The following is a 24,414-nucleotide window of genomic DNA, read 5'->3' as shown; positions in this document are numbered from 1 at the left end:
ACATAGATGAAGCCGACCCACGGGAAAACCCTTCTGGCCGGCATGGCCGGCGGCCTTGCCATGAACCTGACCATGCTCCTTACCTTCCGGCTGCTGGGATTCGGCTGGAACGGTGACGGCATCCTCATAGAATCCCCTCTGCAGAGTCCGAAACTGATCGCGGTCTGGACCCAGCTGGAACCTCTCCCGCTGGTTGTCGACAAGCCTGCATCGATCGTCCTGGGCATCGTTCTCTTCGGCATGATCCACGCCTACATTTTCCGCTGGCTCTCCCCCGCCTGGTCCGGCGGCATCATCAAACAGGGCTTGCAGTTCTCCGGGCTCGTTTTCGTCATGACCTTCCTTTTCTGGGAGTTTTTTACCCCCTTCAACCTGTTCGGCGAACCCTTGTTGCTGATTGCTCTCGAACTGGTTTTCTGGGCCTGCATCGCTTTGGCGGACGGGTTGGTTATCGCAGCCGTCATCGGGTCGAAAAAGGGAGCCGCCCGTCAACTGTAAGGCGTAAATTCAATTAAAAAGACACGCAAAAACCGCCTTTTAAAGGGCGGTTTTTTTATGTCAAACCCTTTTCCCATGCTGAAATCAGGGTATGATTTATCTGGACGTGCGGCGCCGCTCTCAGAAACGAATCGACCCCGATGCCGATGCCGACCCCGAAGGAAAGGGATAAAGCCATGGAACGGGAAAAGAGGTTGAGATCCCTGTCGATTGCCCTCTATGCCCTTGGCGCTTTTTTCATCGCGGGAGTCTACCTGATGATGATGTGGATCTGGCCGTCCGGTTGGGGCTGGATGCCGCGGCAGCCCGAGTACGAATGGATGATCCTGGGCGTCTACGCCACCCTGGGAGTTTTCCTGATGCGGGCGGCCAAAGATCCCTTGGCGCATGCCAGCCTCATCTGGTTCACCATCTGGTCCAGCATCGTTCATGGGGGCATCATGCTGGTCCAGGCGCTAGCCGATCCGACGGAGCGGGCCAACCTGCTGGGCGATGTGCCCGCCCTGTTCCTGGTGGCCATTGTTTTGTGGGTCCTGATGCCACGAAAGGCCGTCACCACCGATGAAAAAATCTCTCGTTGAAGCAGCTCTTGCGGAGCTATAGCAGCCATTCCCCTTCCGAGTCTGCAAACCGAAAAATCCCTCACGAAATTGATATTGATCAAGCTGCTTCCCTCCCCTATTCTTTATGCTTGTAACGTCACCGGCTCTAGGGGCCGAAAGCACCTTTTTTCTCGATTCAGGCAAGGGGAAATTTTATGGAAGCACCGGTAACCGTCAAACCTTCACTGGCCATCGCGATCCTGAAAAGCGGGCTGAGCGTCAATGTGCCCATGTTTCTCTGGGGGCCTCCCGGGATCGGCAAGTCGCAGATCGTGGCCCAGGTTGCGGCCGCCCTCGAGCTGCCGCTGATCGATATCCGCGCCGTGCTGCTCGACCCGGTCGACCTGCGCGGCGTACCTTCCGTTGAAGGTGGGGTCACCCGCTGGAACCCGCCCAACTTCCTGCCCACCGAAGGGGAAGGAGTTCTGTTTCTGGATGAGCTGTCCCAGGCGCCCGAGTCGGTGCAGAGCTCCCTGCTGCAGCTGGTTCTCGACCGCAAGCTCGGGGAGTACTGCCTGCCGCCAGGGTGGAGAATCCTGGCAGCGGGCAACCGGGTAACGGACGGCACCTTCAGCCGCAAGATCAGCAAGGCCCTCGGGTCCCGTTTCGCCACGCACCTGGAACTGGCTGTCGATCTCGACGAGTGGTGCGCCTGGGCGATCGACAACCAGGTCCCCTCTGAAGTCATCGGCTTTTTGCGCCTGCGGCCCGATCTGCTGCATTATTTCGATGCCAAAGCCCAAGGCAATTCCTTCCCCTGCCCGCGGGTCTGGGCCAATGTCGGTCAGTTTCTGGGCAAACTGCCCATGGAAGCGGAGCTGCCCTTTTTCGCCGGTGCCCTCGGATTCGGGCCGGCCGCCGAATTCACCTCTTTTCTGGAAATCTATCGCGACCTGCCGGACATCGATTCCATTCTGCTCGATCCGGACCAGTCAGACGTCCCGCAGGAGCCTTCGGTCCTCTATGCCCTCTGCGGAGCCATGACCCGCAAGATTACCTCGGACAACATTTCGCCGGCTTTCCGCTACATGCGGCGCCTGCCTACGGAATTCCAGGTGGTCTGGCTGAGGGATGCCCTGAAAGCCGATCCGAAACTGGCCGGAACCCAGGAATTCGGCCAATGGGCCAGGGACAAGGGCGACCTGCTGCTGTGATTTCGGGCGACGGGGATTGGACCCGAAGGGAAGGAGATCGATGAAAAAATCGGCCAAACTCGACAAAGCCATCGCCAGAATGGTGCTCGATCATCCGTTTTTCGCCACCCTGCTGCTGCGCCTGAAACTGCGGGAGGACAGGGACATCAAAACGGCCAGCACCGATGGCAGGCAGATCCGGTACAATCCGGGTTTCATCGACAAGCTGACCATCGACCAGACCGTGTTCGTGCTCGCCCATCTGGTCATGCACGTGGCTCATTTCCACCCCCTGCGCCGCGGCGCGCGAAACCCCGGCCGCTTCAACCAGGCGGGCGACTACGCCATCAACGGCATCCTCAAGGACGCCGGCCTCAGCCTTCTGCCTTCGGCCTATTATCACAAAGCCTTTGAAAATCTGTCCGCCGAACAGATCTATGACCGGCTGCCCAGCGGATCGGGCAGTGAGGATGAGCGGGTCGAAAGGGAGAGCGAGGAGGATCTCAAGGAGAACGACGATCCCGGCGGCTGCGGCGGGTTCGAGGATGCCAAGACCGAGTACGGCAAATCGATGACCAAGGCCGAAAGGCAGCGCGAGGAAGCCGAAATTACCGTGGCCATCCAGCAGGCGGCCCAGGCCGCCCGGGCCCAGGGAAAGCTGCCGCGGGGCATCGAACGGCTGGTGACGGAACTGGTTCACCCGGTGCTCGACTGGCGGGAAATGCTGCGAAGTTTCATCGATCACACGGCACGGAACGATTATTCCTGGCGCCATCCCAACAGACGTCATATTGCCGCCGGAATCTACCTGCCCAGTTTCCGGTCCAGCGGCCTCAGGCCTCTGGTTCTGGCCATCGATACCTCCGGTTCCATCGGGCAGCGGGAGCTCAACCAGTTTCAGGCCGAGCTGAACGATATACTGGAGAGCTATCCCTCCACGGTCAACGTGGTCTACTGCGACAGCCAGATCTCAGACACCCAGTCCATCTCCCCGGACGATTTTCCCCTGCAGTTGAAGGGGTCCGGCTGTGGGACCACCGACCTTTGTCCGCCCTTTGAATGGGCGATGGAAAACGTACCGGATGCCGGCTGCGTCATCTACCTCACCGACCTGATGGGCCCGACCCCCGAGATCGACCCCGGCATCCCCACGCTCTGGGTCAGCACCACCAAGGATCAGGATCTGCCGGCCAGCTATCAGCCCCGATTCGGCAGGATAGCCACTCTGGTACTTGAACCGGAATAAGGCGGCGCAAGGGCGGATACCAGGATTTTATGGAGAAGAGAATGGAAAAAATAATTCTGCTGACTTTCATTCAACGGGACACGGTGCGGAGCATGCATCCGGACTTGTGGCGCCAGTGCGAATACCTGGATACCGGAAAATTCAGCAAGGTGCAATACACCTGGCGCTACCGAACCACGCTGGAAAATGCTCTGGCCCTGCGACTGATGGGTCTCTGCTCCATCGAGGAGCAGGTTGAATAGCGGCCAGGGGAAAAGGCGGCTGCAGGGGAAAAAGTTGGTTGACTCCCATTAATTTTCTGATTAACTCTTACACATGGTTGTGTTGATCTAACCCCGGATTTCACCGGGGCAGGAGAGCTCAAATCCTATTCAGATAGGATTCATTCAGCCCAGGGGGATCCATCTTCCTGCCTGAGCCCTGTAAAGGGGCCATGATGAAACACCTTCATTTTCACTTCCGCTGCCCGAACTGTTTCTTCACCAAATTTATCGGCGAGGTTTGGTTTCAGGCGCGCTGTCCAATTTGTAACAGTCAACTCCTGTCCAGGAAATGTGCCTGCTTGACAGAAGACCAGGAAAGGGCCTGCGGCGGTTGTGAAAATTCGATTCCCCTGCCGGAACCGGCAGCTGAGCAGGAAAAGATCTACGATATTGCAAACACTGCCGGAAGGCTTCCTGGAAGGGGGGCTTGAGTCATCTGTTGTTTTTCAGGTCACTGATTCGCTCGGAATCCCCGAGATCGGCCCCCTGGCGCAGCAGTTCTGTTTGAACAGTTTCCGCTGACAGCTGCCGTGGAAACGTTCCTCGTTTGGCTGCCAGTGCGGCCGCAACCCCGGCGGCCTGTCCGGTGGCCATACTGATGGGCATGGCACGGTAGGAAGAGTGGGCACCATGAGACCCCGATATGCACCGTCCGGCGACGAGCAAAGCCTCGACCTCCAGGGGCAGCAGACTGCGCAGGGGAATGTCGTAAGCCTCTCCCGGGGGTAAGCGTTTCAGAACCGTACCTTTGCCATCCGGACTGTGAATGTCGAGGGGGTAGGTGCCCCGGGCGATCACATCAGGGAATTTGCGCACCCTCAAAAGATCGTCCTCCGTCAACCGGTATTCTCCACGGATGCGCCTTGTTTCCCGTACTCCCACCTGGACCCCACTCTGCAGGGCGTAAGATTCGGCAAACCCCGGCACGTATTTTCGAAAAAAGCTGACAATCTGCCGCATCTGCCGCCGGCTTTCCCATTCGGCATAGGACAGATCCCAGACCTCGGTGCCCAGCACGTGGATGACGCGGGTGGAATTGACGACCAGTTCCCGCTCATGGGGGGTCGCAAAAAACAGGATGTTCTCCCGCGGCAGGGAAAGATCTCCCGCAGCCGCAGCCCGTCCGATCAGATCCCAAAGCCCGTAGACGCCACGCCACTGATCCGAGTGCTCTGTCACATAGGCTTCAAAGGCGGCACGCTGGAATTCCGCCATGCGAAACATCAGGGTCATGGGCTGGACCAGACCATCCTCGGGCCGCCCGACTTCGAAGGGCGCCCCGGCCCTCGCTGCGATGTCCCCATCGCCGGTGCAATCGACCACCGTTCGGGCCAGAATGACCAGGGGACCCGATTTGGTCTCGAACACCACTCCCCTGATCCGGCCGTTTTCCAGGAGCACGTCGCTGGCAAAGGAGTGGAACAGCAGCCGCACGCCGGCTTCGGCCACCATCTCCATCGCAATCCATTTGAAGATTTCCGGATCGAAGGGAACCGTGTAGCCGGTTTTTAAAGACGGCGGAATGGCGCCCCCCGCCCGGACCAGACGCTCCAGAAACATCCGTAAAGCTCCGGCGATGACCGGATCTCCCTGGCCGTGATCTCCGGGGAACAGGGTCAGTGGGCTTTGTGGAGCCGGAGCTTGGGTCTGGGTATAAAAGGACACCAGGGGCATGACAAGAGCGGCGGTCGCGTTGCCGCCGAGAAATCCGTAGCGCTCGACCAGAAGGACCTCCGCACCGGTTCCCGCCGCTCCGAGAGCGGCACCCAGACCGGCCGGGCCTCCGCCCACCACCAGCACCTCGGTGTCCGCCGCGACGATGGCCCGGCGGGCCGGTATTTCCACCGTTTTTGCATCTTCGGGTCTGGCAAGGGTCGCCATCCTTCTCTCCTATTGTCTCCCGGAGTCTTTTGCCGACAGGAAATCACAGAGGATCCGGTTGGTTTGTCGCGCCTTTTCCTGAACCCCCGGAATGGTCTTCTGCAGCTTCCTGGCGATCTGCCCTCGGGTATCCCAGGAGCGATCCAGAAAGGCGCAGAGTTTTCCGGTGTTCAGCTCTGAGAGGGGCGGCATCGGCAGCTGCATGTCGGCCAGAACGCCGGAGACTTTTGCCGCATAGGGAAGGGGCGCGAAAGGCACGTGCCGGACAGCGGCGAAAATCAGGATATGCAGCCGCATGCCGACCACGAAGGCGGTATGTCCGATCAATCCCAGGATCTGGGCGGAATCGTATTTCCCCTTGAGCACCCCGGCCCGCTGCACATTCGCCATTTTTGATATGACCCCGTGCGAGTGCCGGGGATCATGGTTCTGGGCGAATTCCATGGGGATGAACAGGATCTGTGCGCCGAATCGTTCGATCATGAAATCGGCGGTATTGGCGAGGATGGCGTGGTAATGGTCCACGTCGAGTTCAGGGGCGGCCGGACCGGGCTCCCGCACAGAGAAGCCGATCAGTGGCCGTTCAGGATCAACGCCTTCCCCTTTCAGCATATCTGTGGTGAATTCACTGGGCTCGAGCAAAAAAGCCGGATCGGCGGTTACCTCGATGCTGCGGTCGACGCCCAGGTCGTTCAGCAACTTCTTGGCCCCGCTCTCCCGAACCGTGATGATATCCACGCTGTTGAGAGTCCTCACCACCAGCTTGCGGGTTTCCGGATTATTCAGGGGCCCCGCGCTGACGGCATAGATCATCACCGGCACCCCCCGCTCCATGGCCCAGTTGGCATCCCGCAACACTTTTTCGGCAAAGCCGTCGAAAAGAATGCCCCCTCCGCCCACGACGAACAGGTCGAGCTTCTCCAATTCCCTCAGAACATCGTCCTTGTGCGCCTCGGACAGGGACAGGGCCCGCACTTTATGCCGTTTTTCCGTGTCTGCCGAATTATCCGAAAAAACCACGACCTCGGGGTTGAGAGTTCTCCGCAGCTCCCCGAGGATTGCCATCAGGATCGCTTCGTCCCCCAGATTCATGCCTCCGTAACTGCCTGATATTCCGATGCGAAAGCCCATGATTCAAAACCCCTCGAAGGTGGGGCCCTGGTCGAACCTGTGCAGCCAGTCCGGAAATTCGATCACGTAGTTGTATCCGCAGACTTGGGCGAGGTTTCGCCCTTCCAGCTGTTCGCGGAGGCGCCTTCCGCCGGCCATGGTTCTGTCGAGCGGACCGAAAGGATTGAACTTCATGCGGTCGCCATCGAGAAACACATAGTCGCAGACGAACAGGGTGTCCTGGAAAATGTAGCAAGTGAAACCGGGGGTATGCCCGTCGACATGAAAGGCCTCGATGCCGTGATGCCGAAAATCCATCAGGAAGGTTTCGTCGAAGATAAAGGGCCGGCACAGCTCGTGGCTTGAATCGGCCTCGTGAATGCTCACCGTGGCTCCGTAATGTTCACGATAGAGGTTGCAGGCACCGAGAAAATGGTGATGGGTAAACAGGATGGCATCCATCTGCGCCAGAGAGCTGTCGAAAGAGGAAGGGCAGTCGATCCAGCACACCTTGTCGTCGGTTTCGATGCGGTAGGCGGCGTGCTCAAAACCGAGGCCAGGCTCGGAATTGAGCCGGGTCACCCTGTCATTGACCGGAGAGCCTTTGACCCGATAGCGGGCGGAGCACTCTTCGGCGGTAATGAAATTCTCCTGCCTTGCGCCGCAAAAAGGGCAGGTCTCCGGCAGGAAACCGACCATGTTGAAACCGCAGACGAGGCAGACGTACTGTTGTTTTTTCATGGGCAGGCCTCCTCTCGTAGCGATCCTTCCTGGACAAGATCAAGACTACCAGAGATTGGGAAAACTTTATTTTTCGCTGAAGATAAAACAGAAATGGATGGCGGGCGGAGGGCCGGAATCAGGTCGGCAGGGTGCCTTGACTCTCGGCACCACAGGGATAGACTTGGAACCTGAGGAAAAAAAAACAACGAAAGGAGATCAACCATGGCAATAGCAACAGGCCAAGGTCCTGGCCCGAAGGTGATGAGTGCTTCGACGCTGATCGGTGACAAAGTGGTGAACCTGCAAGGGGAAGATCTCGGCAAGATCGAAGAACTCATGATCGATACGGATACCGGCAACGTCAATTACGCAGTGCTGTCCTTCGGCGGCTTTCTCGGCTTGGGGGACAAGCTCTTCGCCATCCCCTTCGAATCGCTTCAACTGGACCCCGAACACAAGCGGTTCGTCCTGGACGAGAGCAAGGAGCACCTGAAGAACGCTCCCGGCTTCGACAAGCACGACTGGCCGGTCATGTCCCAGGAGTGGGGTGAGGAAATCCACCGCTACTACAATGTTTCACCCCGCAAGGGAGGCGAACCCGGAGAATACCGGCACTAAAGTCCGGTTAAAATGGAGAGGCTGGTCGAAACCGACCAGCCTCTTCGATTTTGCAAGGATGTCAAATTCCGCCTTCAGCCCGGTTCGATCTCTTCCATCGTGACCGCATCAGCCTCCGGCATCCGGACGCATAACCGAAACTCCGCTCCCGAGGTGCTGTTGAGCGCCATCAAGGAACCCTGCATATTATTTTCAATGATGTTTTTTGAGATATGCAGACCGATGCCTGATCCACCGGTTGCTTCCTTGGTTGTGACATAAAGATCAAAAATCTTCGGGAAAATCGCCTCCGGTATCCCTCCGGCATTATCCTTTATGCTCACCACAGCCTGATTGTCTGCTGCAAATCCGCTGATGATTATTTTCGGTTTTTCCGTTTTCCTGTCCCTCAGAACATCCCTGGCATTGGACAACAGGTTGAGAAGTGCCTGCGTATACTCCTTCGGGTAGCCCATGGCCCGCAACTCGGGATCGACATCGTATTCGATGGCAATCGAATGAAACTTCAGGGCCGGCCCCATATAGTCCAGCGCCCTGTCCACGGCCTCCCTGACCCTGAACACCGTTTTTCCCTTATCCGGCCGATAGAAATCCCGAAAGACCTCGATGGTCTGCTCCATGTGGTCCAGCAGGTCCAGCATCTTGTCGATGGTTTCCCTTAAAAGGAGATCGGTCAGTTCCCCTCTGTCATGGCTTTCTTCAAGATTTTGGACCAGCAGGGAAATGACCGTCAAAGGCTGTTTCCACTGGTGGGCGATATGATCCAGCAGCTCTCCCATAGCGGCCTGGCGGTTCTGCTGAATGAGAACGACATCCTTTTCACGGTTTTTCCGGACCTCTTCCCCCACTCTTTTTTCCAGGGTGGCGTTGAGATTCTCCAACAGCTTTTTCTGTTCCCTGAGACTCTCTTCGGTCATTTTGAGCAGATGTATATCGGTTATGATGGAATGTTTCGATATGGTTCCATTGGCGTTGTAAAGGGGTACATTGACGACGTGATACCAGCGCCCATCCTTGTTGCACTGAATCTCCCAATGAACCGATTCCCCCTGAAAGACCCGGTCGTTGACGCACCACGGGCAGATTTCGTCCCTGCCATGAAGCGTTTTGTAGCAGAGTTGGCCGACCGCATCCTTTCCTGTCCACTCTACCAGCTTGGGGTTCATGAACTCGATCCTGTAATCCTGGGAGCAGATGTAGATGAAACCGTCGAAAGCCTCGACCATCGACTGGTACTTTTCACGGCTGTTGTAAAGCTCCTCTTCCATGCGCTTGCGCTCGGTGACATCTATCACGATCCCCTCGAAGGTTTTCACGCTTCCGGAGGTGTCCCGTTCAATATGGGAGTGTTCGTTGATCCAACGAACCTCTCCTTCCCTGGTCACGATTCTGTATTCCAGTTGCAACTGATCCGCCCCCTTTTCGCAAGACTCGCCAACCTCCCGGGTCACCCTCTCCAGGTCGTCGGGATGTATGATCGAAGCATAGGTCAAGGCACCGGAAAGAAAGTCTTCAGGGGCATAACCGAACTGTTTGACATTATCGGAAACCAGTTCAACGGGCCAGCCGTCTTCAGCCTTCCAGAGAAAAAGCACAGCCGGACTGTTTTCAACGACCAGATTCGCCTCCCGCAGGGTTGCCGTCAGGCGGTCCTGTTCGGCCAGGGTCTGGGCCAGTTTGATATTGGCGTAACTCAATCGGGACAGCATATCGGTGAGTTTGAGAAAAACGGCCTTTCCCAGGTTCACGAGCTCTTCGTTGTGGTGAGGCACCGCTTCGAGGGCGACGATGTATTCCTCCTCGGGAAATCCGTACCTTCTCGCCTGTTCCCGGAAAAGGCCGTAATCGATCTGCTCCCCGTCAAAAAAGAACTGTCCCAGGAAGAGATTGGCCATATGTTTTCCGGCGACTATGATCGGCGTCACCAGATGCCACATGTTGTTTCTGCATCGGTAGGTCCTGAACTCCCCTTCCGGGACGCCGACTGCGAGATCCGTGTCGCTTTCATGGCATCTCTTCAGGGTTTCAGGATGTTTCCTGTGGAATTCAAGGCAGATATCCTGCCATCCCACATCGGCCAGCACCCGGCCGTCCAGATCGAGGATGCTCATTTTCAGCCCGGTGATAGCGTAGAGGTCCTCCATGATCGCCTGAATCTGCTGGGTATCCAGAATGTCAGCCAGGTCCAGATCAGCGACATCCCCTCCAGGGTCGAGAATGCTTTCCAGTTTCCGTCTGACCCGTGATTCGCTCTCCTGCAAGGCTTTCTCGGCCTGCTTGCGCCCGGTAATGTCCTGAACAAACGAGATGGCGTATTCCTTTCCGCGGAACTCGAGGAGATTGGCGGTAACCTCGACCGGGAAGGTCGTGCCGTCCCTGCGCCTGTGGGTCGTTTGGAGGGTTACCGAACCCGTCTCCCTTAATATTTCCCCCAGCTCCAGCATTCTCTCCAGGGTGATTCCCGGATCTATGTCAAAAATATTGAGCCCAAACAGTTCCTCTCTTGAATATCCGAGGCTCTTGCAGGCATGCTCGTTCACGTTGAAAATGGTTCCCTTCTCATCGCTCTGCCAAATCCCTATGCCCGCCTTGTCGATGCAGAATCGGGACAGGTGCAGCGCCTCCTCCGCCTGCTTGCGTTCGACGATGTCCCAGGCGAGATCGGCCAGCGTGGAGACTGTCTCGATATCTTCGGAAATATAATCCTGCGGCTTGTTGCCCACGCCGAATACCGCCACTATCTTGTCTTTGCGAAAGACAGGCACGACCAGTTCCCGGACAACCGGAGCATGACCGGGCGGCAACCCCCTGCGGTGGGGAAGCGAGGCATAGTCATTGTGAACGACGGGGCGGCGTTCGTGGAGGCAGTCAACCCACACGCCCGCGGCTGCTACATCATAGTGGCTTCCTTTCCCTTCAGCCTTGCAGAATTCGGCCTTGGTCCGGGTGGACCAGTTCTGCAGAGTCAAGGTTTTCTGGTCGGTCTCAAGGAAATGATAGAAACCGATTAGGCTGCCTGTAAGTGACTCCGCCTCGTCAAGGGTGGCCTGGAGCAGTTCCTCCATATTATGGATCGCGGCGAACTCGAGGAGTCGCAGCCGCGCAGAGTTGACGTTTTCGGTTCGCTTGCGCACCAGGATTTCCCGCTCGAGCATCTCGTTGGCGCATTCCAGTTCCGCAGTCCGCTCCTTTACCCGCGTTTCCAGTTCATCGCGGGCATGCCGGAGCTCTGTTTCCATCCGCTTGCGCTCGCTGATGTCCGTCGCAAAGGCACAGTTGTATTCCCTGCCGTCGAAGACCACGTAGTTGGATCGTATCTCAACCGGATAAACACGACCGTCTTTAGCGCGATGAAGGGACTCCATCGTGATGCAACCGTGTTTCACCAGAGTCCGCCAATGCTCGGCAAATACTTCCGGAGGGTGGGTCGGATCGATCTCCGGAATCGACATTCCGACAAGTTCCTCCCGGGAATAGCCCAAGGCGCGGCAGGCGGCATCGTTGACGTAGAACAGGCGTCCATCCTCCGTCATCCAGAAGGCCTGGTCCACGGTCCTGTCGATGGCGTACTGGGTGAAGCGCAAAGCCTCTTCGCTTCTGCCAAGTTCCGCGGTGCGCAGCTCCACACGCCTTTTCAGAATCCGGGACCAGATAAAAAAAATCAGGCAAAGCGCGGCGGCGAGCACCACGGCCCAGACATAGTACCTGACAACATCTAATAGATCATACCGGACCATCCAACCCTCTTGAGTCCCGACATTAAATCTCAGAAATTGGGGGTACGCGGAACGTGTGCAACTCTATTCGGCGTTAGAAGAAGTGTGTTTATCTACTGTAAAGACAAAAATCCGGTACCTGCCGAGTCGGATCATGACGTTTCTGCCAGATTCAACTCCTTATGATTCAACTGTTTTGCGGGCATAGTGACGGCTATTCGGAACTCCGCGCCAAAGTCCCGGTTACGGGCCGTCAGGGATCCCTGCATATTCTTTTCGATGATATTTTTCGACATATGGAGTCCGATGCCGGTGCCGCCGCCGGCCTCCTTGGTGGTCACATACAGGTCGAAGATCCTGGGGATAATCGTTTCCGGAATCCCCCCGGCATTGTCGGTCATCGTCACGATCACCTGGTTGTCTTCGACGAAACCTCTGATTGTTATCTTCGGATTCGCGGTGTTTCTTTCCCTGAAGGCATCCCGGGCGTTGGAGAGTATGTTGAGCAGCACCTGGGTATATTCCCTGGGATAACCGATTGTCATCAATCCCGGGTCGACCTCGATCTCTACGGCAACGGCATGACAATTCAGGACAGGTGAAATGAAGTCCAGGGCCCTGTCGATAGCATCCTTGACGCTGAATACCGTCTTTTCCTTGTCCGGCCGATAGAATTCCCTGAAGACTTCGATGGTCTGCCCCATGTGTTCCAACAGATCCACAGTCTTGGCGATGGTCTCGCCCATCAGGCGGGATGTCAGCTCACCCTTGTCATAGCTCCCTTCAAGATTCTGGACAAGCAGGGAAATGACGGTCAGCGGCTGTTTCCACTGATGAGCGATGTGGTCCAGAAGTTCTCCCATGGCGGCCTGGCGATTCTGCTGAATCAAGAGGATGTCTTTTTCCCGGTTCTTGGCGACCTCCTCCCGGACCCTCTCCTCCAGGGTACAGTTCAGCTCCTCCAGTTGCAGTTTCTGCCGCATGAGCTGCTCTTCAGCCAGCTTGCGACTCGTTATATCGATCAGGATCCCCTGATAATTCAGGATGTTTCCGTTGACGTCCCGCTCGATCGTGGTGTGGTCGTGGATCCAATACACCTGACCGGCCCTGGAAAAGATGCGATATTCCTGGCAGAAAGTATCCTCTTTTGAAGCTGAATAGTCGCGGACCTCGGCCTTCACCCTTGCCAGGTCCAGAGGATGAATAATCGACGCGAAGGGTGTTGCGCCGGAGGTGAACTCTTCCGGCAGATAGCCGAACTGGACGACATTCCTGGAAACCATTTTGACCGGCCAGCCCTCCGCCGCCTGCCAGAGGAAAAGGACGACCGGACTGTTTTCTACCACCAGATTCGCCTGCCGCAGGGCCTCTTCGGTCCGCTTCCGCTCGGTAAAATCCTGCGTAAATTCAACCACTCCCAGAAGCTTTCCGGTTTCATCAATAACAGGAAAGGTGCGCAGAAACCAGAGGCGGCCGTCCGGTGAGCAAAGCTCCGCTTCCTGGGGCTGCCGGGACCGCATGGCGCGTATCACCGGACAATCGACACAGGGCTCGCTGCGCTGATGCCACACCTCCCAGCAGCGCCGGTTGCGCAGCTCTTCGGGAGGCAGGTTCACCGAATCGCCGGCCGCCCGGTTGGCCCAGAGGATTTTCATGTCGGGATTGTAGTAAATGACGTGAGCGTCGGTGATGTTCAGGATAAGAGACTTTTCCTTCTCGGAAGCGATCAATGCCTCCGTTGTTCTGGCCAGCTGAGCCGTTCGCTTCTCGACCCGCCTTTCCAGCTCGTCATGGGCCTGCTGCAGTTCCTGCTCCATGCGCTTGCGGTCGGAAATATCAAAATAGGTTACGATACAAGCCGGTTGTCCCTGGTACTCGATCCGGCCGGCGGACACATGGATCCATTTTTCCTCCCCGTTTTTGGAAAGGTTCCGGATCTCATACACGGGAGGCACATCCTCGCCCCGCTGCCTGGCCAGGCCCCGTTCCCGCGCCAGGTCCTGATAATCTTCGTGGACCCACTCCCAGAACCTCATCTGCAGGCATTCTTGCTCCGAATAGCCGAACAGGCGCACGGTGGCGGGATTGACATAGGCAATTCGTTCCCCCTGATAGAGGCAGATGCCGGAGGGACTGGTCTCGGCCAGAACCCGGAACTTCTCCTCGCTCGCCCGCAGGGCCTCCTCAGCCTGCTTGCGTTCGGTGATATCGATCAGAGTGGCGATGCCGGCCGGCTGTCCCCGAAACTCGATGCTGGCGCCGGTCAACAGTGCCCACTTCTCTGTCCCGTTTTTCGTCTTCCACTTGTACTCGTACCGGACCGTCGGCTTATCACCCCGCTGTCTGGCCAATCCCCGTTCCTTGACGGTCTCCCGGATATCGTCGCTGGCCATCTCCCAGAACTTCATCCCCAGGATCTCCTGTTCGGAATACCCGGTCGCCTCGACAAGGGCGGAATTGACATAGACGATATTTTCTCCCTGGTAGACGATGATGCCGGCCGGGATGGTGTCCGCCAGCACCCGAAACTTTTCCTCGCTCTCCCGCAACTCGGCGCCGGCTCTTTTGACCTGCGTCCTGAGGGAGCGGGACCAGACAAGACCCGCCCCGGAGAAGGCGGTAATCACGCCCAAAAGAACCCATAGAGAGTTTTGTCCGCTTTGCCAAAAACCTTTTTTTTCATAGACCCCGAACCACTTTTCGTAAATATCCCGGTATCTGCCGTTAATTTTCAGGATTTGCAGCCCCTCGCCCAACCGGGCCAACAGCTCCTGATCGTTTTTCCGTACGGCGAAGCAGTATTTCAATTGCGGCAGTTCGGTGTTGATGACACGAATATTGTCGAGGCCGAGAGTTTTAAGGAAATGCTCTCCCTGCAATCTGGACGGCATCAGAGCGCAGTCATGCTGTCCCGAGGCCAGGAGCTTGAGCACCTGGGGGACTTCTCCCACCGTCACGATCTGGGAGGCGAGACCGTTCCTCCTCAGGGAGTCGTGGATGATATCGCCTTCCTGAACGATGATCTCCTTTCCCTGAATATCGGCGTAGGAGCGAAGGGGAGATTCCTTGCGCACAAAGATGCCTGAAGAGACCATGGTATGGGGAACGGTAAAATCCACCAGGGTGCTGCGATCCAATGAGTAATACATGCCGCTCAGCGCATGAATTCTGCCCTCCTCCAGGGCCCGCCGGGCCTCGATCCAGGGCCCCAGTCTGAATTCCACGGCAAGGCTCATGATCTCGGCAACCGCCTGCATCAGCTCCACGTTGAAACCGGTCGGCTGCCCGTTTTCCAGAAACTCATAGGGCGGGTTGTCGTGGTCGCCCCCCACGACAAGCTTCTGCATGGTGGGCACGGGATTCGACCCCGTCGCTGAACCTGCCGTCGTGAAAAGAAAAATAAGGGTAATAAAAAGAATCGGAACGGTTTTGAACCCGTTGAAGTCATTGGGAAAAACAGGCACAAAAAAGCCGCTCCATCTGACTGCGGCAGATTTGAGCGGCTTGGATACGACTGCCCGGATCTTTTGCTTCAAATTCATCCATCCCCCTCGGAGGTACCTAAGGATTGGGGTAAAAGGAGAATTGCAGGAAATGTAGGCCCGCAAAAGAATACATGCCATTAATAGTATGAGGCAACTGGCATTCGCATAAAAATAGCGGCTATTTTAAGTTAGGGCAAGTTTTTTAATCTTTTTTTATCATATTTCTCAATTATTGCCTTCAAGCGCGTTAACCCGCTTTTGCAGGGAACGAACCAGGCGTTCAGGCTCGGTTTTCCCCTCGCTCTCCTCCATCAATTGGTTTACATCACAGGTTTTGCCGAAGACCAGACGTAACGGCTTTCGCCGGGGAATCCATGTTCCGCGGGGAAGGGCTTTGTAGCTGCCCCTGATCAGGGTCGGCAGGACCGGCACGGGATAGTGCCGGAGCAGAAGTCCCAGTCCCGGGCGGAAAGACTGCATTTCGCCGGTCCGGGAACGTTCCCCTTCGGGAAACCAGACCAGGGTCCGGCGCCGGCGCAGCACCAGGGCACCAAAGGCCAGGCTGGACACGACGGCCCGTTGGGGATCGACGGGAAAAGCGCGTCCCAGCCTGCTGATGGAACGGGCCACGGCATTATGAAACATGATGCCCGCCCAGCCCGCCCAGTAGGTCTCGTGCAGATGCTTTCGATCCAGGGCGGCGGCAATTATCAGCGGATCGAGACTGCTCAGATGGTTGGGCGCAAGCACCAGTGGACCCTTGTCCGGCAAATTTTCTCGCCCTTCCACCTGCAGTCGAAAGTAGAGTCGCATAAGGCATCGGTTGAGGGCAAACAGCAGATCGGAGATCCACAGCATCGGCTGCGGCAGAGGTGTCAACCACTGCAGTTGAGCTGCCGTCAAAACCTCTTCCGGATTTTCCAGATAATCCCCGGCAATCACCTCCTTTCTCCCCTCTGATTCCCTCTCCGCCATCTGCTGCAGCAGATCACGCACGGTGCGCAGACGGGAGATGGTGTCCTCGCTCAGCTCAACGCCGGTCCGTCCGTTGATTTCAACGGTCAACGACAACCATTCCAGAGAGTCGATGCCGAGATCCTGTTGCAGGTGGCTGTCCGGGGTCAGACCCTGATTTGGGAATCGATCGGCCAAAAGCTGCCAGGCGTCCCGCGCCGCGCCGCTCTGCAGCAGGGTGCGGTCCTCTCCCGACATCTCTTCGAGCGGCATCGGCTCTTCCCGCTCGGCCTGCTTTCCTTCCCTGACCTCCTGGTACAGGTCTGCCAGCAGATGTCGCCGTATCTTCCCCAGGCGGGTGCGGGGCAGAGCCGTCCTGGTCAAGGCAAACTCGGCCAGACGATGGTGGGTGGGCATCCCTTCGCCCCGCTCGTCGAGCGCCTTCCGGACGGCCTGTTCGCCCCCTTCCATATCCTCTGGCACAATCAGCGCCGCCAGGCGACCCTTCCGTTCGAATATGCCGATTTCCCGGATTGCCGGGCTTTTCTCGTAATCCTCTTCGACCTCTTCCGGCCGCACGTTCTTGCCGCTTTCCGTCACGATGAGGGTGGATGCTCGTCCCATCAGGATCAGGTACCCGTCATCGTCGAATCGCCCCAGGTCGCCGGTACGAAACCAGCCATCCCGTGTAAATACCTTTTCTGTTTCTTCCGGCAGATTCCAGTAGCCGGCAAAGATATTGCTGCCTTTGACCTGGACCTCGCGGCCGGACTCACCCTTGCCGACATCAGTCAGCCTGATCTCTACCCCCGGCAGGGACTTGCCAACCGACTCCGGCCGCCGGGAGCCTGGAGTATTTATGGTCAGCAGCGGGGAGGTTTCGGTCAGACCGTAGCCGATGGCGATATCCCAGCCGAGGGCTTCAAGATCACGGGTCAAGGAAGGATCCAGAGGGGAACCGCCGCAGGCGAGGAGACGCAGTTTCGGCCCGATCCGCCTGTGCAGGGGGGTCAGCAGCATGCGCCACCCTCTGGTTCCTCTGAGACCCGGCCACTTTCCTGCGGCGAGAAGTCCCCGAAAAACTCTTCTGCCCGAGGGACCCAGCCTGGCAAAGCGGCCCTCAACGGCTTCGAAAAGGGCCCGGTAGAGCCGGGGCACCCCGGCGATGACGGTGGCTTCCCCCTGTTTCAGGGCCCGCAGAACCTGGGGACCGGTCAGGGATTGGGGGAAAATGATCGGAACTCCTGACGCCAGCGGCACTAGGGTACCGAGGGCGAAAGGATACACATGATGCTGAGGCAGGGGGAGGAGCAGGCGATCGCCGGCACGGAGCAGATCGGTGGCCATGATCTGCTCGATCTGGGTCACCAGGTTGGCGTGGCTGAGCGGCACCCCTTTGGGAGGCCCGGTAGTACCGGAGGTATAGAAAATGACGGCGACGGACTCGGGCTTCCTGGGATCCGGGGAGAGTGCCCTTTGACTGAGAGGCAGTGATCGGATGGAGGAATCGCCTTCAGAGCGGTCGTAAAGCAGGACCTCGGGAAGATTGCGGCGCAGTTCCCGAAGCCGCTCCTGCTGGGATTCGCTGGTCAGGATGAAGCTGGGATCGCAATCCGCCAGGATACGTTCCAAAGCCTCCTTTCCGAGCTGCACGTCGAGCGGCACGACCACGCCGCCGGCCCTCAGAATTCCCAGGCAGGCGATGATCCAGTCGGCGGAACCCGGCCCCCAGAGCACAGCCCGCTGACCGGCGTCAAGTCCTCCGCCGCTGAGATGCGCACCCGCCTCTTCGCTTCGATGGAGGAGGGCTGCGAAGGTCAGGGTTTCCATCCCTTTTGGAGTCAGGGAAATAACGGCCGGCTGTTCCTGGTAGCCGGCCATCATTTCCCAGAGGTCATGCAAGGTATTGAGGTTTATCATGGGATCCAAACAGCCAGGTTGCGGGTCGGCACAGGTTTTTTCCTGTGACAACTCTATCGGATTATCCCTCTTCCTCAACCTGGCGATTAGCCCCGTTTGCCCCCCCGGTTTTGCCCTCCCTCAATACCTTCCGTACTCGCTGCTGTCCAACACGATTTTCGGGGTGGTTCGTACCGGCTTCGGCAGCATTGCGACGGTATTTTCAAGCGTCTTTTCCTGCCGGACAGGCTTTGCCCATCCAACCTCGGCCACAGGCATGGAGGCGGAGGACGCCAATTTGAACCGGGCGAGCATCTTGCGCATTTCTGCGGCCTGGGTGGCGAGTTCCTCGGCGGCGGCGGCTCCTTCTTCGGCATTGGAGGTGTTGCGCTGGGTAACCTGATCGATCTGGTCAAGTCCGACGTTGATCTGACCGATCCCCTCCGACTGTTCGCTGGACGCCGCTGCGATCTCTCCGACCAGGTCTGTCACCTTGGCAATCTCCTGCACAATCTGCTGCAGCGATGCGGCAGTGGAATCGGCAATTTCGGCGCCCCCCTGAGCCTTTTTGACTGAGCCCTCAATCAGCTCTTCGGTCTCCTTGGCGGCTTTGGCGCTGCGCGCCGCCAGATTTCGCACCTCCTCCGCAACCACGGCGAAACCTTTGCCGTGCTGTCCTGCCCGGGCGGCTTCCACCGCCGCATTCAGCGCCAGAAGATTGGTCTGAAAGGCGATCTCGTCGATGACCCGAATGATCTTGGAAATGTTCTGCCCGGCCTCATTGATCTCTCCCATGGCGGCCACCATCTGCTGCATCTGCCTGTTGCCCTGTTCGGCGGCTCTTTTTGCATTGCTCACCAGTTGATTGGCCTGGGCGGCGTTTTCAGAATTGAACCTGGTCTGGGAAGCGAGTTCGGTCATGGAGGCGGAGATCTCCTCCAGGGATGCCGCTGATTCGGTCGCTCCCTGGGAGAGACTCTGGCTGGAATCGGCAACCTGAACGGAACCGGAGGCGATATTCTCCCCTGATCTCTGGATCTGTCCAATCAGTTCTCTGAGACTGGTGATCATGGTGCGCAGGGCTCGACCCAACTGGTCCTTTTCCGAGGCAACGTCCACCTCGGCGGTCAGATCGCCCCCGGCTATGGTCTCGGCCACATATGCCTTCTGTTGAAGCCCTTCGGCCATGGCATCAAGGGCGTTGGCCAACTGCCCGATTTCGTCCCCGCGACCGAGATTCAGCCGCCTTGACAGATCACCGGCCTGAATGGTTTCGGCAAACTCCACGCCGCTTTTCAGGCTTCCGACAATGGGATTGACCACCAGCATGATCACCAGGGCTGCAGCCAGCAGGATGATGAGGGTCACGACCATATTCTCGTTGCGAATCTTCCTGGCAGCGGAAAAGATATCCTTGGTGGTTGCGCCGACGCCGACGGTCCAGCCGGTCAGCGGATCGGTCCGGAAAGCCACCAGTTTTTCGATCCCCTGGAAGGTGTAGACCATCAGGCCGTTCTTCTCACTCGATATTTTCTGCCCGAATTCGAGATCCCGAAGATTGGTGGAAAGAATCGCTGACTTGTCGGGATGGGCTGCAAGCAGGCCACTTTGAGCCATGAGATAGGCGTAACCCTCATTGCCCACCTTGACCGGATCGATAACCCGGGAGGAAAAACTGTTGAGATCTACTGCGCTGATCAGCACGCCTTCCACTCTGCCTCCCACCGAGACGGGCAAGGCCAGCACACAGATCGGCCTGCCGGTCACTTTGCTGGCCAGAACGTCCGAAACCGCCAGCCGATCGGTCAGAGCCTTTTTGAAATAATCACGGTCACCGATTTGCAATTGCCCCACCAGAGCAGGATCGGAGGCGGCGATCGTCTGACCGGCGATATTGGCCAAGGCCAGAAATTCATAGCACCCGTATTTGTCGGAAAAGTCACGCAGCCCCTTGTTGCTGTCCTGCCGCCCCTGTTCGTCCTGATCCACCAGCGCCGCGACCAGAGGCCTTTCAATCTGCAGTTTCAAGGCCCCCAGGTCCGTCTGCAGATCTTCGATCCATCCCTCGATCTGGCCGCTGATGCTGGCGGCGATCTGCTCCGCCTGGTTAGTCATTGCGGCTTGGATGGCCTTGTTCGATGCCCTGTAGGAAAGGATCGTTGAAATTAACATACCGACGACAATCACGGCCAATGTTGGAACCAGAAACCGTCCGCGCAATTTCATTTTGATCACTAGAGTGCCTCCATAGTCATGAGTCTTAAAATCATCAGTGCCTTAAAAGCTCACCCTGAATCAATTCACTGAACCTCAATATTTCCAGGATGATCGTCATTGATTGCGTTTTTATCGAGAATTTTCCTGGTTTCACAAACCAGATTTTCAACCTGACAGAAATGCACGTTTTCAGAAGCAAAAAATGGATCTGCGCAACTTCCGGTGGATAGTGACCCGCTGCCTTTGGCGATAACCAGGATTTTCAGGGTATCGGTGCAGCGGTTGAAAAAGTTTTCATAAAGGCAAATTCCATAATCGATGTCGTTCTGTGCAACAATCAGAAGGTCGAAGGAAGACTGGATCGACCGCTTGATTTCAATCAGATTGATTGCCTCTTCCAGATCCCGTGCCAGAACCGGATCAAATCCGGCCAATCGGAGCAGAAAACTGACCAGATCGCGAAAAAAGGGAGCATTACCGACCAGAAGGATTTTTTTCACAGTCCCTCATCTATCCTTAAAACGGCAACAGGAACGACAGATTCATTCAACCAGGTTCAGCAAACGGAATGCCAGTTCTCAAGTTTATTTAAACTATCGGTTTTATTAGGTATTTTCAGAAAAAACGAAAAAGGCAAAATGAAAAACCCCGCAACCTGAGTTGCGGGGTACCGGGAAAAATATAAAATCCTGATTTAAAACAGGAAGTTACGACAGAATCAGAAGAATGGATCTGCAACCGGACTGACGCAGGTTTTAATGAAAATGGCTATCAGTCGAACTGTTTTTTCAGGCGCTTTCCCAGAGCCTGTCTGGAGATGCCGAGCATTCCGGCCGCCAAGGTCTGATTGCCCTGCGCCCGTTTCATGGCCTCCTCGATCAGAGAATCGATGCATTCTCCCATAGTCGGCAATTGTTCAGAAAAGCGTACTATTTTCTTCTCCAGCATGCGGTGGTCGCCGCTCCTGGGAGTGCTGCCGCCATGCGCCGACAAAAGGGCTTTTTTAAAAGGCTCCATGGACAGGATACCCGAATCATTAAGGGAAACGGCATCGAACACCATGGCCCTCAATTCACGGATGTTGCCAGGGAAAGAGTAGGTGGACAGAAGATTCGGCAGTTCCCTGGGAGGGGTAGGCCTCTTTTTGCCGAGAGCCCTGGCAGCTTCCCTGATGAAATGATGAAGCAGCAGGGGAAGATCTTCTGGACGCTCACGCAGAGGCGGGACATGGATATGATGAGCACAGAGCCGGAAGTAGAGATCCTTTCGAAAGGCACCCGCATCCAGCTTTTCGAGGAGATCGACGTTGGTACCGACGACGATGCGCGCCTGCAATTTGAGAGGGCGATCGCTGCCGAGGGGAAAGAACTCCTTCTCCTGCAGCAGCCGCAGCAGCTTGATCTGGGAGACAGAGCTCAGATCGCCGATTTCATCCAGGAACAGGGTGCCCACGGCAGCCTGAGCGATCATTCCGCTACGAACCTGATCGGCACCGGTAAAGGCTCCCTTCGCATGTCCAAAAAGGGTGTCGCTGAAGATGTTGTCGTCCAATCCGGCCACGTTGACAGCGACCCAGGGACCGTTCCCCCCGCGCAGGTCATGCATCGCCCTGGCGATCAATTCTTTTCCCACACCGCTTTCCCCGGTAATCAGCAGGGGTTCCGGGCTCGGTGCCACCGCCTCCATGTATTTGAACACGGCCCGCATCTTCCGGCTGCCGGTAATGATGGATTCAAAGGCCCCGGGATTCTCCAGCCGATCCTGCAGAACCCGTTCCTTGAGGCGTGTATTTTCCTGCTGCAATGACCGGAACTCCAGGTTGCGATGAATGCTGGCGATCAGCCGCTCGATCTCCTCGGATTTGATGAAATAGTCCCGGGCTCCATGACGCATGCAACGAACCGCCGTCTCCACCTGGTTGACGCCGCTGACAACGATGACAGGAACCTCGGGATGGTCCCTGACGATCATTCCCAGCAGCTCCTCACCCGAAAGGCCGGGCATGTTCAGATCGATCAGCACCAGGCTGAATTTCAGAGTGGAAAGGAGCTCCTTCACCTTGAGGCTGTCATCGCAGCGGATGACGTTTCTGATGCCGGCCTCCTTTTTCAGGGTAAAGGAGAGGCTGCGCAACCAGGCCGGTTCGTCATCCACCAGGAGTACCGGCTCTTCCGGATACTGCATCGGGTTCATGGCGTTTTCCCTTCATTGACTGCCGGCAAAACCAAGCGGACAGTGGTCCCCTCTTGCGGCTTGGAAGAAAAAACGAGCTTTCCGCCATGCTCGGCCGCGATGCGTGATGACACGGAAAGACCAAGCCCGGTTCCGCCCTTGTGCCGTTTGGTGGTGAAAAAAGGTTCGGTGATATGGGGCAGCAGATGGGGATCGATCCCCTCGCCCTGATCGGAAACCTCCACAACGCAACACCGGTTTTTTTCATCATAGTGCGTTTTCAGAAGGATCCCCTGACTCTTTTTCTGCAGTGCCTGGCAGGCATTGACGATGAGATTGATGATCACCTGCTCCAACTGCTGAAAATTTCCTTTGATCGGCGGCAGCGATGGGGCGGGATCGAACCGGAAATGCACTGTGGACTTTTTGACCAGACTGAATGTGAGACGGACGGTGGTGGACGCAACCTGGTTCAGGTCGACAAGCTCATAGGTATGCTCCGAGTCGGTGCGCACGAAATCCTTCAGATCATTGACAATGCGGCTGATTCGCCTGCAGCTGTCCCCCATGTCTGCCAATATCTGGGGAATTTCCATTTCCAATGCCGGAACATCGAGACCGCCCACACTCTCGATACCGCGCTCCTGGAGGCACCGGGACAGATCGGGCAGAATTTCGGAAAAAAATCCGCAAGAATTTTCGTATTGAGCGACAGAACTCCGTTGGGATTGTTGATTTCGTGAGCTACGCCGGCAGCCAGCTGTCCCAGCGAAGCCAAGCGGCCGGCCTGTTCCGCCTCTCGCCGAAAACGCATTTTTTCGGTTATATCCGAGGCCAACGTGATCACATTCTCGACCGCTCCGTCGGGCTTTTTTAGAGGGAAAGCCTTTATTCCAAAAATTCTACCCTGTTCCGCAGTAAACAGTCCTTCTTCGGTCCGGCCGCTGGTGAAGCATTGCGCTACCGGGCAGTCGGAACAGATGTCCGATCGCTTGGCCAACAGGCAGAAACAGGTCTTCCCCTGGAGCTCACTCCCATCCAAACCCATGAGACTGGCGGCCGCCTTGTTTCCCCAGACGATTTTCATATCGGACTCGAGCAGAAACAGACAGTCCGGAATCCCGTCCAGAAGGATCTGAAACTGCTGGTACAGACTTATGTATTCCTGCCGACTTTCGCTCAATTCCCTTACGACCCGCTTCCCTTCCAGCAGCCGCAGAAGCCACTGCCCCAGCAGGGTCAGCTGCCGAATGTCGGCCTGGTCGTAAGGTCCGGGCTTGTTGCAGACTCCAAGCACGGCGAATACCTTGTCCTGATCAAGCAGCGGGACGCTCATGAAGCGCGTTATGGAAACGTGGCCCTGGGGAAGACGTTCTCCGCGGCCCTGGACACTTCCATAGTCGTTCATGATGATTGGCTTCCCCGAACGCGCCGACTGGGCCCAATGACCGGCAGCCTCGACAGAGTGGCTTGAGGCTGCTCCCTGCAGGGCACATTCCTGAAAAAAGGGTCGGTTGATCCAGCCGAACTTGGTGAAGGTTCCATCGGTTTCATCGACCAGGGCCAGATATCCCTTGTCGCTGCTACTGAGGGTGCACGCCGAAGCTACGATGAAATGGAGGATGTTTTCCAGCGGCTCGGAGGCCATATGGTTCAGCGCAACCAGGGCTTCCAGGCGTGCCTCATCGAGATGGTGGCAGCCTTCCATCCGCATCGGTTTTGCCAGCTTCCCGGCCGTTGAAACCTCCTCCGACGGACGGGAATGGGCGTTGGAGCGGAAAAGAAAAATCGGTTTCCCAAGCACCAGAAAGCCCAGGGAGAGCCCCAGCAGGAAGAATAAACCACAAGACACCGTCCCCTCGGGCAGGTCTGAGAAATCTTGGGCTGCGACAGGTTC

General features: G+C 57.0%; 17 protein-coding genes. 6 read left to right on the top strand and 11 right to left on the bottom strand.

Features of this window, described 5'->3' with window-relative positions; genetic code table 11:
- Window positions 1-6 precede the first annotated feature (6 nt).
- From R2940_08530 to R2940_08510, 5 genes are all read left to right on the top strand, one after another.
- On the top strand, window positions 7-498 hold the full coding sequence (locus R2940_08530; GenBank protein MEZ4599821.1) for a hypothetical protein: 492 nt from the start codon (window positions 7-9) through the stop codon (window positions 496-498).
- Between the two features lie 176 nt (window positions 499-674).
- Window positions 675-1,079: a DUF6632 domain-containing protein gene (locus R2940_08525; GenBank protein ID MEZ4599820.1), complete on the top strand. Its 405-nt coding sequence runs from the start codon at window positions 675-677 to the stop codon at window positions 1,077-1,079.
- Window positions 1,080-1,255: 176 nt separating this feature from the next.
- Window positions 1,256-2,254, top strand: coding sequence for a MoxR family ATPase (locus R2940_08520; protein ID MEZ4599819.1), 999 nt, complete (start codon window positions 1,256-1,258; stop codon window positions 2,252-2,254).
- 40 nt (window positions 2,255-2,294) lie between these two features.
- Complete coding sequence (locus R2940_08515) at window positions 2,295-3,479, top strand: VWA-like domain-containing protein (GenBank protein MEZ4599818.1); 1,185 nt, start codon at window positions 2,295-2,297, stop codon at window positions 3,477-3,479.
- Window positions 3,480-3,520: 41 nt separating this feature from the next.
- The gene (locus R2940_08510) at window positions 3,521-3,721 is read left to right on the top strand and encodes a hypothetical protein (GenBank protein MEZ4599817.1); all 201 of its coding nucleotides are present in this window, start codon (window positions 3,521-3,523) and stop codon (window positions 3,719-3,721) included.
- 453 nt (window positions 3,722-4,174) lie between these two features.
- On the opposite strand, the gene R2940_08505 is transcribed toward R2940_08510, so the two are convergent.
- Genes R2940_08505 through R2940_08495 form a run of 3 tightly spaced genes read right to left on the bottom strand, consistent with a single transcriptional unit; the run spans window position 4,175 to window position 7,474 of the window.
- A complete protein-coding gene (locus tag R2940_08505; protein MEZ4599816.1) occupies window positions 4,175-5,623 on the bottom strand; it encodes an FAD-dependent oxidoreductase in 1,449 nt (482 codons plus the stop codon).
- Between the two features lie 9 nt (window positions 5,624-5,632).
- On the bottom strand, window positions 5,633-6,754 hold the full coding sequence (locus tag R2940_08500; protein ID MEZ4599815.1) for a polysaccharide pyruvyl transferase family protein: 1,122 nt from the start codon (window positions 6,752-6,754) through the stop codon (window positions 5,633-5,635).
- Between the two features lie 3 nt (window positions 6,755-6,757).
- Complete coding sequence (locus R2940_08495) at window positions 6,758-7,474, bottom strand: hypothetical protein (GenBank protein MEZ4599814.1); 717 nt, start codon at window positions 7,472-7,474, stop codon at window positions 6,758-6,760.
- A 204-nt stretch (window positions 7,475-7,678) separates the two neighbouring features.
- Between R2940_08495 and R2940_08490 the strand changes: the two genes are divergently transcribed.
- Window positions 7,679-8,074 carry a PRC-barrel domain-containing protein gene (locus R2940_08490; GenBank protein MEZ4599813.1) on the top strand — a complete coding sequence of 132 codons (396 nt, stop codon included), beginning with the start codon at window positions 7,679-7,681 and terminating at the stop codon, window positions 8,072-8,074.
- A 74-nt stretch (window positions 8,075-8,148) separates the two neighbouring features.
- Here the strand turns inward: R2940_08490 and R2940_08485 are convergent, their stop codons facing one another.
- The 8 genes from R2940_08485 to R2940_08450 all read right to left on the bottom strand — a co-directional run bounded on the left by R2940_08485 (window position 8,149) and on the right by R2940_08450 (window position 24,369).
- A complete protein-coding gene (locus tag R2940_08485; protein ID MEZ4599812.1) occupies window positions 8,149-11,811 on the bottom strand; it encodes a PAS domain S-box protein in 3,663 nt (1,220 codons plus the stop codon).
- A gap of 131 nt (window positions 11,812-11,942) precedes the next feature.
- Window positions 11,943-15,332, bottom strand: a complete 3,390-nt coding sequence (locus tag R2940_08480) for a PAS domain S-box protein (protein MEZ4599811.1) — start codon at window positions 15,330-15,332, stop codon at window positions 11,943-11,945.
- Between the two features lie 168 nt (window positions 15,333-15,500).
- Complete coding sequence (locus tag R2940_08475) at window positions 15,501-18,149, bottom strand: AMP-binding protein (protein MEZ4599810.1); 2,649 nt, start codon at window positions 18,147-18,149, stop codon at window positions 15,501-15,503.
- 120 nt (window positions 18,150-18,269) lie between these two features.
- Complete coding sequence (locus tag R2940_08470) at window positions 18,270-20,354, bottom strand: methyl-accepting chemotaxis protein (protein MEZ4599809.1); 2,085 nt, start codon at window positions 20,352-20,354, stop codon at window positions 18,270-18,272.
- 74 nt (window positions 20,355-20,428) lie between these two features.
- Window positions 20,429-20,845 (bottom strand): hypothetical protein, encoded by a 417-nt coding sequence (locus R2940_08465; GenBank protein MEZ4599808.1) that lies wholly within the window; start codon window positions 20,843-20,845, stop codon window positions 20,429-20,431.
- A 271-nt stretch (window positions 20,846-21,116) separates the two neighbouring features.
- Window positions 21,117-22,538, bottom strand: a complete 1,422-nt coding sequence (locus R2940_08460; protein ID MEZ4599807.1) for a sigma-54 dependent transcriptional regulator — start codon at window positions 22,536-22,538, stop codon at window positions 21,117-21,119.
- Window positions 22,535-23,086 carry a HAMP domain-containing sensor histidine kinase gene (locus tag R2940_08455; GenBank protein ID MEZ4599806.1) on the bottom strand — a complete coding sequence of 184 codons (552 nt, stop codon included), beginning with the start codon at window positions 23,084-23,086 and terminating at the stop codon, window positions 22,535-22,537. Before R2940_08455 ends, R2940_08460 begins: the two co-directional genes overlap by 4 nt.
- Window positions 23,041-24,369 (bottom strand): GAF domain-containing protein, encoded by a 1,329-nt coding sequence (locus R2940_08450; protein ID MEZ4599805.1) that lies wholly within the window; start codon window positions 24,367-24,369, stop codon window positions 23,041-23,043. Before R2940_08450 ends, R2940_08455 begins: the two co-directional genes overlap by 46 nt.
- Window positions 24,370-24,414 lie beyond the last annotated feature (45 nt).

Source organism: Syntrophotaleaceae bacterium (genome assembly GCA_041390365.1).
GTDB lineage: Bacteria > Desulfobacterota > Desulfuromonadia > Desulfuromonadales > Syntrophotaleaceae > JAWKQB01.
This window is presented reverse-complemented; position numbering and strand designations above follow the sequence as displayed.

What these genes read in the sequence shown, in the direction of transcription:
- R2940_08460 (MEZ4599807.1), bottom strand. Translation starts at nt 22,538, where the DNA reads ATGAACCCGATGCAGTATCCGGAAGAGCCGGTACTCCTGGTGGATGAC.
- R2940_08505 (MEZ4599816.1), bottom strand. Translation starts at nt 5,623, where the DNA reads ATGGCGACCCTTGCCAGACCCGAAGATGCAAAAACGGTGGAAATACCG.
- R2940_08515 (MEZ4599818.1), top strand. Translation starts at nt 2,295, where the DNA reads ATGAAAAAATCGGCCAAACTCGACAAAGCCATCGCCAGAATGGTGCTC.
- R2940_08485 (MEZ4599812.1), bottom strand. Translation starts at nt 11,811, where the DNA reads ATGGTCCGGTATGATCTATTAGATGTTGTCAGGTACTATGTCTGGGCC.
- R2940_08470 (MEZ4599809.1), bottom strand. Translation starts at nt 20,354, where the DNA reads ATGAAATTGCGCGGACGGTTTCTGGTTCCAACATTGGCCGTGATTGTC.
- R2940_08530 (MEZ4599821.1), top strand. Translation starts at nt 7, where the DNA reads ATGAAGCCGACCCACGGGAAAACCCTTCTGGCCGGCATGGCCGGCGGC.
- R2940_08455 (MEZ4599806.1), bottom strand. Translation starts at nt 23,086, where the DNA reads ATGGGGGACAGCTGCAGGCGAATCAGCCGCATTGTCAATGATCTGAAG.
- R2940_08525 (MEZ4599820.1), top strand. Translation starts at nt 675, where the DNA reads ATGGAACGGGAAAAGAGGTTGAGATCCCTGTCGATTGCCCTCTATGCC.
- R2940_08495 (MEZ4599814.1), bottom strand. Translation starts at nt 7,474, where the DNA reads ATGAAAAAACAACAGTACGTCTGCCTCGTCTGCGGTTTCAACATGGTC.
- R2940_08490 (MEZ4599813.1), top strand. Translation starts at nt 7,679, where the DNA reads ATGGCAATAGCAACAGGCCAAGGTCCTGGCCCGAAGGTGATGAGTGCT.
- R2940_08520 (MEZ4599819.1), top strand. Translation starts at nt 1,256, where the DNA reads ATGGAAGCACCGGTAACCGTCAAACCTTCACTGGCCATCGCGATCCTG.
- R2940_08480 (MEZ4599811.1), bottom strand. Translation starts at nt 15,332, where the DNA reads ATGAATTTGAAGCAAAAGATCCGGGCAGTCGTATCCAAGCCGCTCAAA.
- R2940_08510 (MEZ4599817.1), top strand. Translation starts at nt 3,521, where the DNA reads ATGGAAAAAATAATTCTGCTGACTTTCATTCAACGGGACACGGTGCGG.
- R2940_08475 (MEZ4599810.1), bottom strand. Translation starts at nt 18,149, where the DNA reads ATGATAAACCTCAATACCTTGCATGACCTCTGGGAAATGATGGCCGGC.
- R2940_08500 (MEZ4599815.1), bottom strand. Translation starts at nt 6,754, where the DNA reads ATGGGCTTTCGCATCGGAATATCAGGCAGTTACGGAGGCATGAATCTG.